The 13,498-nt window shown below is 36.3% G+C and carries 12 protein-coding genes; 5 read left to right on the top strand and 7 right to left on the bottom strand.

What is annotated here, in order from left to right:
• Positions 1 to 38 precede the first annotated feature (38 nt).
• Together surE and lpxB are read left to right on the top strand one after the other, a co-directional pair.
• Positions 39 to 812 carry a 5'/3'-nucleotidase SurE gene (gene surE / locus BGC7_RS05940; RefSeq protein ID WP_050701057.1) on the top strand — a complete coding sequence of 258 codons (774 nt, stop codon included), beginning with the start codon at positions 39 to 41 and terminating at the stop codon, positions 810 to 812.
• Between the two features lie 13 nt (positions 813 to 825).
• Positions 826 to 1,962, top strand: coding sequence for a lipid-A-disaccharide synthase (lpxB, locus tag BGC7_RS05935; protein ID WP_050700648.1), 1,137 nt, complete (start codon positions 826 to 828; stop codon positions 1,960 to 1,962).
• 28 nt (positions 1,963 to 1,990) lie between these two features.
• Here the strand turns inward: lpxB and BGC7_RS05930 are convergent, their stop codons facing one another.
• Genes BGC7_RS05930 through recO form a run of 4 tightly spaced genes read right to left on the bottom strand, consistent with a single transcriptional unit; the run spans position 1,991 to position 7,048 of the window.
• The gene (locus tag BGC7_RS05930; RefSeq protein ID WP_050700647.1) at positions 1,991 to 3,202 is read right to left on the bottom strand and encodes a DUF6051 family protein; all 1,212 of its coding nucleotides are present in this window, start codon (positions 3,200 to 3,202) and stop codon (positions 1,991 to 1,993) included.
• Between the two features lies 1 nt (position 3,203).
• Positions 3,204 to 4,469, bottom strand: coding sequence for a DUF2851 family protein (locus tag BGC7_RS05925; RefSeq protein ID WP_050700646.1), 1,266 nt, complete (start codon positions 4,467 to 4,469; stop codon positions 3,204 to 3,206).
• Positions 4,470 to 4,474: 5 nt separating this feature from the next.
• Positions 4,475 to 6,268 carry a MutS-related protein gene (locus BGC7_RS05920; protein WP_050700645.1) on the bottom strand — a complete coding sequence of 598 codons (1,794 nt, stop codon included), beginning with the start codon at positions 6,266 to 6,268 and terminating at the stop codon, positions 4,475 to 4,477.
• Positions 6,269 to 6,325: 57 nt separating this feature from the next.
• Positions 6,326 to 7,048, bottom strand: a complete 723-nt coding sequence (recO, locus tag BGC7_RS05915) for a DNA repair protein RecO (RefSeq protein WP_050700644.1) — start codon at positions 7,046 to 7,048, stop codon at positions 6,326 to 6,328.
• A gap of 358 nt (positions 7,049 to 7,406) precedes the next feature.
• Here recO and BGC7_RS05910 point away from each other — a divergent pair, with 358 nt between their 5' ends.
• The 3 genes from BGC7_RS05910 (at position 7,407) to BGC7_RS05900 (ending at position 9,568) form a co-directional block, all read left to right on the top strand.
• Positions 7,407 to 8,039, top strand: coding sequence for an HAD family hydrolase (locus BGC7_RS05910; RefSeq protein ID WP_050700643.1), 633 nt, complete (start codon positions 7,407 to 7,409; stop codon positions 8,037 to 8,039).
• Between the two features lie 12 nt (positions 8,040 to 8,051).
• Positions 8,052 to 9,002, top strand: coding sequence for a riboflavin biosynthesis protein RibF (gene ribF / locus BGC7_RS05905; RefSeq protein WP_050700642.1), 951 nt, complete (start codon positions 8,052 to 8,054; stop codon positions 9,000 to 9,002).
• 245 nt (positions 9,003 to 9,247) lie between these two features.
• Positions 9,248 to 9,568, top strand: a complete 321-nt coding sequence (locus BGC7_RS05900; RefSeq protein WP_050700641.1) for an RNA recognition motif domain-containing protein — start codon at positions 9,248 to 9,250, stop codon at positions 9,566 to 9,568.
• A 79-nt stretch (positions 9,569 to 9,647) separates the two neighbouring features.
• Here the strand turns inward: BGC7_RS05900 and dnaA are convergent, their stop codons facing one another.
• From dnaA to BGC7_RS05885, 3 genes are all read right to left on the bottom strand, one after another.
• A complete protein-coding gene (gene dnaA / locus BGC7_RS05895; RefSeq protein WP_050700640.1) occupies positions 9,648 to 11,057 on the bottom strand; it encodes a chromosomal replication initiator protein DnaA in 1,410 nt (469 codons plus the stop codon).
• 326 nt (positions 11,058 to 11,383) lie between these two features.
• Entirely contained in the window at positions 11,384 to 12,271 is an 888-nt protein-coding gene (locus BGC7_RS05890; protein WP_050700639.1) for an MlaD family protein, read from the bottom strand.
• A 43-nt stretch (positions 12,272 to 12,314) separates the two neighbouring features.
• Entirely contained in the window at positions 12,315 to 13,478 is a 1,164-nt protein-coding gene (locus BGC7_RS05885; protein WP_369799075.1) for an N-acetylmuramoyl-L-alanine amidase family protein, read from the bottom strand.
• Positions 13,479 to 13,498 lie beyond the last annotated feature (20 nt).

The following is a 13,498-nucleotide window of genomic DNA, read 5'->3' as shown; positions in this document are numbered from 1 at the left end:
GTTTCTTAACTGAAATATGACAATTAGGCTATAAAATGATGGAGAATAAAAAACCTCTGATATTAATTACAAACGATGATGGATTTAGGGCAAAGGGTATAGAGGCTCTGATAGACAGTGTAAAAGGACTGGGAGAGATTATAGTTGTAGCTCCCGACGGACCACGATCCGGCATGTCTAGTGCAATAACCTCTTTAGTACCATTAAGAGCCCATCTTGAAAAGGAAGATACCGATTTTAAATTATACAGTTGTTCCGGCACTCCTGTAGATTGTGTAAAACTAGGAATAAATGAGCTTACCGACCGTAGGCCCGACATAGTATTATCCGGTGTAAACCATGGGTCTAATGCTGCGGTAGCAGTCTTATATTCGGGTACAATGGGAGCAGCTTTGGAAGGGGCTGTTTTTAAAATTCCTGCTATCGGGTTCTCTTTGTTAGACCACGATCACAATGCAGATTTTTCTTTCTCTAAAAAATATATTCGTAGCTTAACAGAAAAAGTTTTAAATGAAGGCTTACCTACAGGAACATGTCTGAATGTAAATATTCCGAAAGGAGCTGAAATAAAAGGGATCAGGATTTGCCGACAAACATCAGGGCAATGGACTGCTGAGTTTATGACATCTAAAGATGGTTCTCAAAAACAAATATATTGGCTTACAGGAGCTTTTGAAAATGATGAACCACACGATGAAATGACCGATGAATGGGCCTTAGCCAATGGTTTTGTATCTGTAGTACCTGTAAAAGTAGACATGACCGATCATGGATATATAGAATCCATAAAAAGTTGGGAAAAATTAGTCTGAAATATATAATCATATGAAATATTTTATTGTTGCAGGAGAGGCCTCCGGCGATTTACACGGATCGAACCTGATGGCTGCATTAAAAGAAAGAGACCCGGAAGCAGAATTTAGCTTCTTTGGAGGAGATCTGATGCAAGCACAAGGAGGCATACTGATTAAGCATTACCGCGAAATGGCTTTCATGGGATTTATTCCGGTATTACTTAACCTGCGTACAATTCTCCGCAACATGAAAATGTGTCAGAAAGAAATTATTCAATTTCAACCTGACGTTGTGATATTAATAGACTATCCGGGTTTCAATCTGAAAATTGCAAAGTATCTGAAAACACATACTCAAATACCTGTCTATTATTATATTTCGCCAAAAGTTTGGGCATGGAAGGAATACAGAGTAAAATCTTTCAAGAAGTATGTAGACGAAATGCTATCTATTTTACCCTTTGAGGTGGAATTCTATAAAAAGCACAATTACCATATCGACTATGTAGGCAATCCCGTTGTAGATGCAGTTGCCGACTTTAAAGGAAAAAACACGAATGACTCTTTCGAGCAATTCAGAGAGGATAATAAGCTGGACAACAAACCTGTAATAGCTTTATTAGCAGGTAGCCGCCAACAAGAGATTAAAGATAATCTTCCGGCAATGCTTCAGTCTATAGAAAAATATACTGAATATCAACCCATAATAGCAGGCGCGCCCGGAATAGATCCGGAATACTATACAAAATATATCGGGAATCACTCCTGTAAAATCATTTTCGGACAAACTTATCGTTTGCTCCAATATTCAGAGGCTGCTCTTGTAACTTCGGGTACAGCTACCCTTGAGACAGCACTATTCAGAATGCCGCAAGTAGTATGCTACAAAACACCAATCCCTCGTATTGTTTATTGGGTTTTCAAAAATGTACTGCATACTAAATATATATCTCTAGTCAATCTGATAGCAGACAAGATTGTAGTACAAGAGTTATTCTCTAAGTTTTTCTCTGTTAGTTCTATTCAGGAAGAGACCAACAGACTCTTATATGATGACTCTTATAAAAACAAGATGCTCAAAGAATATGATGAAGTGATAAATATCTTAGGAAAACCCGGAGCATCGGGGCGGGCAGCCGACATAATTATTGAGAAGCTAAAGCACTAAAAAGCTAATTTTAAGCACTCTTGTATATTTACTTTAAGAATTCGCTAATCTTATCAAATGTGAGACGGAATTGTTTATCCACTTCTTCTGCTATTTTAGGTAAAGCTGGAAACGGATCTTCATGTATATATTTGTATGGATAGTCGAGTGTTTCTATTCTGATAGGGATATCCCGAAGAGAACCCTGTAAAGTATTTATAACCTCATAGGTAGGCACTACCTCATCCTGCGCAAGAGTTATCGCATAAAATCTATCACTCATTTCTCTAAAACGCTGCTCACGGTCCGACGTTTGAGAGCGATAGTTGAGCATACTCCTGAAGTTATTGCCTTCGGGATGGGTATGCATATAATGACGAAGTACTTCATCTCGTCTCATATGGCTTTCAAGATGCTCCACCACAAACGAATAAAGGCTCACATTGGCCTCACTATCCAATATAAATTTGGATACAGGAGATAAACGGTTAAAAACAGCCCCTCCGCAAAAAGTAGCATATTTGGAACTAGAAAAATGTCCATCCTTATTACTCATCATCAATATTTCGCCAAGAAACGTTCCAATAGAGTAAGAGAAGAAGTCGATGGTAGCCTCACTATCAATAGCCGGATGAAGATCGTTTTTGAAATTTTCGACAAAATCAATTATATCATAATAAGTCTGCAATCCCGACCAGATAAAACGCTGAGGTTTGTTATGCAAACGGGTACTTATAGCCACATTAGACAGACTGGAACAGATAACATCGGGGTGTCGTTGTTTTCTTTGTTCGCTAACACGATACATCTCGCGTGTACTGCTCCATACTGCCGGAGCCCTATTCATATGAAATGCAATAGGAAACATCACTATGGATTTCCCTGTTTTGTCTACTATATATTTTGCCCAAGGCAAGTATTTATACCATGTTTTTTCGTTGAATCCATGAAAAAGAAAAATGATTCCTTTTGCCTTCGTTACATTTTTGGGCATAATCATATGATAACGGAATTTGATATTCTCCATTATCTCAGCATCTTTCTTATTCAACATCTGCTGAATAATATCAGGCTCATAGTCCTGAGGTACGCTCGGGATAAACTCATAATCATCATTATTACCCAATCCTCCGGGAAGGATAAAGCGATAATTGGATTCGAATGTAAAATTACGCATTACCAGACTCTCATCCATTTCGATTTCACTGTCTGAGTAATTTTCTATCTTTTTCAGATGATTGAAGAGGTCTATATATTTCATTTTATTTTTCCACTAATAATTGATGTCCTATTCTACAAAATAAACATTTACGAGGCTCACAATATTCACGCTTCAATTGTATTATTGCTTGTGAATCTGCGGCATTATTTAAAGGCATTTTCAATTTGGCAAAACGCTTGGTTATCACATTTTGTTCAGGCTTCAATGTTTCCAAGAATCGCAATGCCCGTTCGCAATGCGCTTCGCTGTCTATACTTTTTCCATAAAGAAATAAAATGGGAGCAACGGTATTTATCAGAATAATATCCAAAGACGAATCACCAAGATATTTAGATTTCCTTTCCGAAGCTACACCAAAAGCATAATGCATCTGCCAATACTCCGAAGCATTTACATGAAACATCAACCTGATGCGCCCAATATCTTCATTTTCGACAACTTTAGAAAACAATCCATATGAACTATGCAACAAAGCAGCCAGTTGTGCTATCCTTATTTGAGGAAAGGCTGTAGGCCGTGACCTTAAACTTTTAAAGATATATGATTCTAACGGCTTAAGTTCAAATTTATTTTTCAAAAACTCATATTCTTTCTTCAATAGTAGGAAATAATCATCATCCGATTTCAAATCAGAAAGCATTCCCGACTGCCCAAATAAGAGAGCTTCTATTTGTATAAGATTATCTCTATGCTTTTGAATACACTTTAACGGAAGACTTAGAGCCAAACGCTCGAATGAATCGGAATTAAGACCGAATCCGAAGTTGCGGGAGAGAAGAACATAGAAAACATCTTCCCACGAATTACCGAATCTTGAAAGCAACTCTTCTATATGGTTCGACTTACGTTCCAACCGTTCGATCAGTAAAGTATTCATCCACGAATTGAGATGAAAAGAAGGCATTGAACCGATATAATTGCAACAAGGAATATCGGTATTGGAATGTAATAGAAATTCATAATTCTGCCTGACATGATCCGGAACTACAATCTCACATTGCAATATACTATTACCTAACTCATTAAAAACTTCACAATTCGCTTTTTCCACAACATGCAATACAACTGAATTATATCCTTTATCGGTATGATGTTTATGTTTTACCCAATCGTCAGACGAATTGTGTATTTCGATATTACCAGCCCAAGTTTTATCTCCGATTTTCACTTTGGCATTAAAAAAATCAGGACCTGCATTTGTGTTGGGTAGCCCCACATCTAAAACCTCAATGGGTTGTCCGTCTGTTGTTTTTAGGTTATCCTGAAACAGACGAAATTTCCATACATAATGTAAAATTTCTTCCATAGTTGCTACAATCCTGTTATACCCATTTTCTTCATTAAGAAGCTCGCATTCATGTTTTGAGCAACTCCTTCTCTTATCTTATACGAGAAAGATAGATGCTCGTCTTTTATATCAGCCTCGAATCTATAATTTTTTATCGACTCGGGAAACTCATTTTCAAGATTGCCCAAAACCAGATCGTGTGTTGCTATAATACCGTTACCATCCAAAGAGACAAGCTGCTTCATAAGGGCTATAGACCCCTTCTGTTTATCCTCGGAGTTTGTCCCTTTAAGTATCTCATCAAGGATAATAAAAAGCTGCTCACCGGCTTGTAAACGATCAATAATCATCTTCAACCGTTTTAGCTCGGCAAAGAAATAAGATTCGTTGTCGGCAAGCGAATCCGATGTACGCAAATTGGTAACCAACTGATATGGATAAAATACTAAAGAGGACGCATATACGGGCAATCCGGCGCAAGCTAAAACAAGATTTAACCCGACAGTACGCAAATAAGTGCTCTTGCCAGCCATATTAGCACCTGTAACAACCAGGAAGTACGGTTCTTTCTTAATATACACATCGTTTTGCACACAGACATTTCTATTGAGCATAGGATGTCCTAACCCTTTTGCTTCTAACTTAAATGACTCCGAAACCTTGGGATACGTATAATCGGGATGATTGTATGCAAAAATACCCATAGAAACCAGACTGTCGAATTTTGCCAGCACCTTAAACCACCCAATAATACTATCTTTGTGAGTCCAAATCCATTTTTCGATTCTGATAGAAAAAATTATATTCCAAAAGAATATGGGATTGAGAATGAGAAAACCCAAAACATTGAATGACTGATCGAGATTATTGCTATACGATTTAAGTTCGAGAATAGCAGCAGAAGCAGACTGCTCTCCTACAACCTTATTTTGCAAATCCTGCAACATAGGATAATCAAACTTTTCGTCCTCGATGATACGAAAGAGCTTGGAATATGTCTGTAATACATCCAATCTCTTTTCAAACAGGTTCATTTTCTCTTTAATGTCTTTTATCGGGGCAAGACTAAGCAAAAAGCATATTGACCAACTCAATCCCATTATAGAGAGAGGAATTATACCCAATACATACAATACTGTAAGAATAGCAAACAAGACAGGTATAATATATACAAAATATCTCCAATAACTCTTCGACAGTTGTTTGGTTTGCATATACTGTTGCGAAAAAAAATGGACGTTAAGATCTTCCGTTTCATTCATTTGCCCTATAGCCCTAAACCTTTCTAACAGTTCTTTTTTTGCAGCAAGTTCTTTCACTGCATCCTGATGATTCTCTATATCTTCTTTTTCGCTATAGGTATAAAGTAGAAATTCGGCTAACTGCTCTTTCCCGAAAGAAGTGACACTGCGATTGATCGATTGAAAAAAAGAATAATTACCGAATATGTCTAAATCGACACTATAGCTGTGGTTAGAGTCTGCCTTTTCTACTGCTCCATCAAAAGCCGAAAAATCATAATCCAGCCCTTTCAACTCATTCTCTGCATTCTGGATGAGTAACTCACAATACTTTTTTTCGACAAACAGTTTGTTGTGGTATTTCATAAAGAACAAGAAAAGAATCAGAGAAATTCCAATGGCCGCCAGTATTACGAGTGTATTTCCCCACAACAGATAGCAAAGAGCAAAACAAACAAGAACGACTACAAGCCGAACAGTGCCTACCTGAAATATAGTTTTCTTTAATCGGGACAACTTTCTCTTTTCTGTCTCAATCAAACTCTTATACGAATCTTTAACTTCTTCTAATGTCATATGTGTTAGTTTATATTTTTCTTTCTTTAGGCTTTTCCTCTATGATCTTATGCTTTTTCAAAACAACTCATGTAGTACATCTAACGACTTCAATGCAGGAAAATCATACAAATGTAATCTATAATATTCGAGAATACGGCTGATAACCGTTATCCGGTCTTGTCTGGTAAATACAAAATGGTGCATGTTTTCATAAGAGATACGAGCCAGAAGTGATAAAGCTTTACTATCATACCTATTCAAATAATGCTTGTGGAGAGGTTGCCGTGAAACAAATTCTCCGTTTATCATGTCGAACATATCATTCTCTCCATACTCTTCCAGATTGGGATAAAAACCCATAAAATGGCTCAACTTAAGCATAAAGACCAAATGAAAATTAGCTATACTTTTTTCTGTCATATCCAGTACTTGCACCGACTGTATCAGGAATTCGAAAAGATGCTTTCCTTCATTAGTGTCACGCAATACTCGGGTAAGGAATTCGGAAAGAAAAAAAGCCATCGATGTTTTCTTTATATCTCCGGTTATATCATAAAAATAGACTTCGTAGCGTGCTTCTCTTATTCTTTGAATATCTCGCGAAGCCTGATGTTCCACTTCCATATCGAGTACAGCCAACGGTGAAAACAAGGACTTAGGCACTTTAGAACTCTTTCCTTTGGTTTTAGAAACCATATATGTTACACGTCCAAACGACTCGGTAAATATATGAGCAAGAATATACTTGTCATTATAGTTAATGCTATTGAGAACTAAGCCTTTTGTTTTATGTAACACTATTAAATATTTTAATTTGCAAAACTATTATTTATTATTATCCTTCTATACATAATTAGGCAGTGCCGATTATAGAAAAGACAGACTCCAGTCTTTTTTCAACCTTAATGTTAACAAAAATACAAATACAAAATTGAAAATGATATCTCTTAAGGAATAAATAACTAACTTCGTAGCTGAACTTTGCGAAGGCAATGTATGGGTTTTCTATTTATCTATACCGTAATGGAAAGCATAACAGATACAAAAAGGTAACAAATGAAAAAACACCGAAAGATTGTCACTTTTGTCACCTTTTAGTTAAAATTTAGAAGGAGAAGGTGGTCGCAAGCCTAAATATAAAACAGAACTTTAATTTATGGATAAGAAGATTAAAAATATACTATTCGATTTCGGAGGTGTAATTATAAGCCTTAATAAACAAAATGCACTAGACCGGTTTACCGAAATAGGATTTCCCAATATAGAAGAGTATCTGGGAGAATTTCGTCAAAAGGGTATCTTTCTTGAGTACGAAGAAGGAAAGATTGATCCCGAAAATTTTTATAAAGAATTCAGGAGACTAGCTAACAAAGAGGACATCCCATCCGAAGATATAGATTCGGGCTGGCTGGCATTTCTTATTGGCATTCCTCCATATAAGTATGATTTATTGAAAGAACTCCGTAAAAAATACAATGTTTACCTACTGAGTAATACCAATCCGTCTGTTATGGCTTGGGCAAATTCTAAAGACTTCTCCCCGGAAGGTCTCCCTATAGGCGACTTCTTCGACAAATGCTATGTATCGTACGAAATAGGGCATGCAAAGCCGGATCGGGAAATATTTGATTTTATAATTGAAGATTCTAAAATGATTCCTGCCGAAACCCTATTTTTTGATGATGGAAAGGCTAATATTGAAATAGGACAGAAACTGGGATTTGAAACATATCTGACCAATCAGGATGAAGATCTTAGAAAAGTATTTGTTGACAGAGGATTGTTATAATTTTTTGTATAAATGCTAATCATTGATAAACATAATAAAATAGCTCATCCCCCGCTAGTTGCCACTATCGGATTCTTTGACGGAGTGCACACCGGACACCGTTATCTGATAGAGCAGGTGAAGGCGGAGGCTTCGAAACGAGGATTGCCATCTGCCGTTATCACCTTCCCTGTACATCCTCGAAAGGTATTACAAAAAGATTATCAGCCTGCATTATTGTGCGGATACACTGAGAAAACAGAAAGACTTGCTACTACAGGAATAGACTATTGTGTATGTCTCGACTTTACAAGAGAGATATCTGAACTATCGGCGCAGGAGTTTATGAAAAACATTCTTAAAGAGAGCCTGCTTGTCGACACTCTCGTAATAGGTTACGATCATAGGTTCGGACACAATAGAGAAGATGGATTTGCCGATTATAAAAGATATGGGAAACTCATTAATATGAATGTAGTCGAAGCAACTGCATTGCCCGGAGCAGACCATGTCAGTTCTTCCAGAATCAGGCGTTTGCTCGGAGAAGGGCATGTAAGGCGAGCCGCAAAGTTACTATCATACAACTATACTATATCCGGGAAAATAGTAGAAGGGTTTAAGGTAGGGAGAACAATCGGTTTCCCTACAGCAAATATAGAAGTATGGGAGACATATAAGGTAATCCCCGCCTTTGGTATATATGCCGTTTTTGTGCATGTAGATAATAAACGCTATGAAGGTATGCTCTATATAGGAAAGCGTCCGACTCTACACAATGGAGATAATATAAGTGTTGAGGTCAATCTTTTCGATTTCGATGGAAATTTATATAACAAAGATCTCACAGCAGAATTTTTAGACTTTGTGCGCCCCGATGAGAAATTTGATAATATAGATACCTTAAAGAAGCAAATACAGAATGATAAAGAAACCGTAATCAAGGTGATTGAGAACTATAAAAAATTATATATGCACCCGAAATAGTGCCTGATATTCATATACGACATCAAAACAAGAGTAATAACAAAAAAATAATGGGCTAAATCATTTATTATATGAATTTTATTTTTACATTTGTTGTCGCATAAGAGTTCTTAAGTATAGTTTAAATATTTCTTTTCAAGTCTTTTTCCCTTCTTGGTAACCTTTCTTGTCTAGTCTTTTTAGCTTTTTCATTTATTTACATCTTCTGCAAAAGTATTTACATTTTTTAATTTTATTTTTTTACAATGAACATTTTTATTGCAGGGTTGAGCTACAGCATCAACGACAATGATTTGAGAGATTTATTCAGCGAATATGGTGAAATCTCTTCGGCAAAAGTTATTATGGATAAAGTAACAGGCCGCTCAAAAGGCTACGGCTTCGTTGAACTTGCTGATGACGCATCAGGACAAAAAGCTATTGAAGAGTTGAATGGTGCTGAATATGACGGAAGAACTATTTCCGTATCTGAAGCTCGTCCTCGTACAGAAGGTGATCGTCCTCGCAGAAGTTATGACAATAACAGAGGAGGAGGCAACGGTGGATTCAGAAAACGTGAATATTAATCAGCACGTCTAAGATAAACTAAAAAAGAGTCATATTTTAAAATATGACTCTTTTTTGTTTGAGTATCTATGGTGATGATTAGTTCTTCAACTTCTTTTCTATTTCTGCTATCTCATCCCTGAAAGCTTTATCAACCTCCATTTGCTCTCTAACAGTCTTGCATGCATGAAGCACAGTAGCATGGTTCTTCTTACCAATCAAAGAACCAATCTGAGCCAAAGACATTTCAGTATAGCTCTTTGATAAATACATTGTAATCTGTCTGGCTTGCACTATCTGACGTTTTCGAGACGCAGTGTGTATTAGTTCCGCCTTAATGTTATAGAAGTTGCAAACAGCCGCCTCTATAGCATCCACAGTAATCTTTTTAGCCTCTATCTTCTTTATAGCCTGACCAATTACACGTCTGGCCAACGATAGATCTATTTCTTTATTATAGACCAAAGAGTGCGCCATTATAGAAACAATAATACCTTCTAGGTCACGTGCATTATCCGTTACGTTCTCTGCTATATAATCGACAACATCTTCCGGAATCGACAAACCATCGTGGAGGATCTTGTTCTGAAGAATTTTCAACCTTAAACTTTTATCAGGATGTTCTATCTTTGTTGTCAACCCCCATCTAAATCTGGTTAACAAACGCTCTTCAACTCCTTGAAGCTCAGACGGAGCCTTATCTGAGGTAAGAATAAGTTGCTTATTATTCTGATGTAAATGATTGAATATATGAAATAATGTATTTTGAGTCTTTTCTATTCCGGCCAACTCATGTATATCGTCTATAATAAGGACATCGATTCCTTGATAGAAGTTTATAAAATCATTGGTTGTATTATATCTTCCAGCATCGGCATATTGTATTTTGAATAAATGTGCAGATACATATAATACTCTCTTCTCCGGATATAGTTCCTTGATACGTACTCCTACCGCATGGCATAAGTGAGTTTTCCCCACTCCCGATTTACCATGAACAAATAATGGATTAAATGCTGTTTTACCAGGGTTCTTTGTAATTGCCTCTCCTGCTGTACGGGCCAACTTATTACTCTCGCCTTCAAAGAAGTTATCGAAAGTATATTTGGAGTTAATCTGAGAGTCGAAATCGTCTGCAACTACTTTTTGAAAAGGATTCGGTATTTTCCCGTTATTTTTTAATGTAACTTTATCTATAGTGGTAGATATAGATTTAGCATCTGCTCGATAGTCTACAACTGTATTAGTCGTATTTTCTACCAAAATACGATATTGCAGTATAGTATCTCTGCCTATTTCGCGATGTAAAGTAGTCTTTAGAAGGTCTACGAACTTATCTTCCAGATATTCATAAAAGAACTGACTGGGAACTTGTATTGTGAATACCTTATCTTCATACGAGAGCGGAACAATCGGTAAAAACCATGTTTTAAAAGCTGCTTCCGGAATATTATCCTGAATAACTTCTAAACAATTTGCCCACAATGCCTGAGTTGAAGAAAGATTCATTAAGTATTTATATTATTAAAATTTAGTATTATTTCGTTCGTTTCGTTATGTAAATTTCAGAATTAAAATTAGAAAAAAAAAGGGGTATCAAATTTGGTTTTCTTGTTAAGAAAATATCTGATTTAGTTTCAACCACTTAGGAGAAAAGCACCCAATCAAGACAAAAAGCAAGCCCAATCAGCTAGTACACAACAATATACATACATAAACAGGAACTAAACAGCTTTTTAACAATCTCTAAATTTCCTTCTGAAAAGCATTCTTGTCATGCTTTTAGAAGAAATGTGCCACCACCACTCTATTTATAACAATTCTAAATAAGGCGATTAAAACACCTTTACATTTATATAGCGCGAAGGGTTCTCTCTTACATCTTTCAACAACAAGGAAGCATTACCAATAGTACTGTTCAAGCTATCGTATAGCTGTCTATCATTAAGCAGTAAACCGAGTGAGCCTTCCTTAGAATTGATTCTATTGGACAACTGATGTAGATTTTTCATAGTAGAGTCTATAGAGCCAAAAGTAGATTTAATATCCATCTGGCTAAGTTGCGAAGACACTCCGGTAAGATCAGTAGACATTTTATTCAAGTTACCTGAAATAACAGGTACATCTTTATTCAGAGTAGCCATCATAGAATTTAATTGGTTAGTTGATTTTGCCAGATTTCCCGTCATTTGATTAACATCGGCCAATGACTGAGTTAATGCCGGACTGTTTACTAATGCTTGCAATCCTGTTAGAATAGAATCAATTTTAGGCACTAACTGCTCTATTTTAGGCAACATATTATCTGCTGCATCAAGCATTCCTTTTTTCTTTATTCCAATAATTGTGTCGGACGAGGAATAATAATCTTGAGTATACGGGTTCGATTCAAATATAATTGTAGCAGATCCCAGCATGGAGACATCTAAAGACATCTTGCTTCCTTTAGGAACTTTAACCCCCTTATCCATATTTACATACACCACTACTTTGTTTGCGCTTCCGGGCTCTAGCTCCATAGACGAAACCAGACCAACCTGAAATCCATTTAATGTAACAGGAGTCGATTGAGATAAGCCAGACACATTATCAAACACGACCATATACGTATGTGACGACTTAAATATATTTACCCCTTTAAGGAAACTAATCCCATAATATAAGAGGAAAATTGCAATTACAAACGCGATACCTATTTTTACTTCTTTTGAAATTGTTCCCATAATTTATTTTCGTTGTGTATATAATCGTTATTATTTGTGCCAATTATTTTAATCGCTCGCCATTCTTTAACTTAATAACAAACGCATCTTTAAACTTAGCTCTGACGGTTTTCTGAATTCTTAGGATTTCATTATAATCAGTTGTAGAACCAAAGGTATATTTGATACTAGCACCGTCCTTATAATAAGAAACCGGAGAAAGACCTTTAAACAATGATGACTTCTCTGGCAAAACCTTAGGAGACACCATAAACTGAACTCTGTACTCTACCTGATTTGCTGCAATCTTTGATTCATTGGTCTCTTTTTTCACTTTATTTGAAGAAGCCAAATTGGCTTTAGTATTCTTTTCTACAGTTTTCTTTATAGGTACAGTATCAATTGGCTTCACGGCTTCAGCAACCTCCGATTCTTCTTGCATTGCAAGTTCATCATTCATAGAAGCAATTTCCTCTTCCAGCTTATCATCTACAGCATACGAGAACTTACCCTGTTTTTTATCATAATCCTGCTTAAATTTTTTAAAGCCTGAATATATAGCCGTAGCCATAGATCGCTGTCCTAGCCTTGAAGAAAGAAATTTGGCCTCAGCCTGGTTGTTTATAAAACCCAATTCGATAAGTACACTAGGCATACTTGTTTTTCGTAAAACCAAAAAACCAGCCTGCCGAACACCTCTATCTGTTCTCTTTGCTATACTTTTAAAATCATTCTGTATAAACCCTGCAAATTTAAGACTTTGCTCCATATACTTATTGGTCATAAACTCAAAAATAATATAGGATTCGGGCGAATTAGGATCAAAGCCTTCATATTTTCGAGTATAATCGTCTTCTAAAAGAATTACGGAGTTTTCTCGTTTGGCCACTTCCAGATTTTCAGCACTTCTCGCCAATCCTAATATATATGTATCAGCTCCGGAAGCATTTGTTGTTTTCGATGCTGTAGAATTTGTATGAATAGATATAAATAAATTAGCTTTTGCTTTGTTAGCTATTTGTGTCCGCTTATCCAGATCTACAAAAACATCTTTTCTGCGGGTATAAACAACTTTTACATCATTAAAATTCTTCTCAATCAACTCTCCAAGAATTATTGCAACACCCAGATTTATATCTTTTTCTTTATATATGCCTCTAACTGCTCCTCCATCTTTCCCTCCATGTCCCGGATCAATGACGACAACAAACTTAGATTCTGCTGACATTATGAATGTGCAGAAAAACA

The organism is Dysgonomonas sp. BGC7 (assembly GCF_001261735.1).
In the GTDB taxonomy this organism is placed as follows: domain Bacteria; phylum Bacteroidota; class Bacteroidia; order Bacteroidales; family Dysgonomonadaceae; genus Dysgonomonas.
The sequence above is the reverse complement of the archived record's forward strand: the minus strand, read 5'-3'. Positions and strand labels throughout refer to the sequence as shown.

Excerpts from the sequence above, each read along its gene's own strand:
- surE (WP_050701057.1), top strand. The coding sequence starts at position 39 with ATGGAGAATAAAAAACCTCTGATATTAATTACAAACGATGATGGATTT.
- lpxB (WP_050700648.1), top strand. The coding sequence starts at position 826 with ATGAAATATTTTATTGTTGCAGGAGAGGCCTCCGGCGATTTACACGGA.
- BGC7_RS05930 (WP_050700647.1), bottom strand. The coding sequence starts at position 3,202 with ATGAAATATATAGACCTCTTCAATCATCTGAAAAAGATAGAAAATTAC.
- BGC7_RS05925 (WP_050700646.1), bottom strand. The coding sequence starts at position 4,469 with ATGGAAGAAATTTTACATTATGTATGGAAATTTCGTCTGTTTCAGGAT.
- BGC7_RS05920 (WP_050700645.1), bottom strand. The coding sequence starts at position 6,268 with ATGACATTAGAAGAAGTTAAAGATTCGTATAAGAGTTTGATTGAGACA.
- BGC7_RS05910 (WP_050700643.1), top strand. The coding sequence starts at position 7,407 with ATGGATAAGAAGATTAAAAATATACTATTCGATTTCGGAGGTGTAATT.
- ribF (WP_050700642.1), top strand. The coding sequence starts at position 8,052 with ATGCTAATCATTGATAAACATAATAAAATAGCTCATCCCCCGCTAGTT.
- BGC7_RS05900 (WP_050700641.1), top strand. The coding sequence starts at position 9,248 with ATGAACATTTTTATTGCAGGGTTGAGCTACAGCATCAACGACAATGAT.
- dnaA (WP_050700640.1), bottom strand. The coding sequence starts at position 11,057 with ATGAATCTTTCTTCAACTCAGGCATTGTGGGCAAATTGTTTAGAAGTT.
- BGC7_RS05890 (WP_050700639.1), bottom strand. The coding sequence starts at position 12,271 with ATGGGAACAATTTCAAAAGAAGTAAAAATAGGTATCGCGTTTGTAATT.
- BGC7_RS05885 (WP_369799075.1), bottom strand. The coding sequence starts at position 13,478 with ATGTCAGCAGAATCTAAGTTTGTTGTCGTCATTGATCCGGGACATGGA.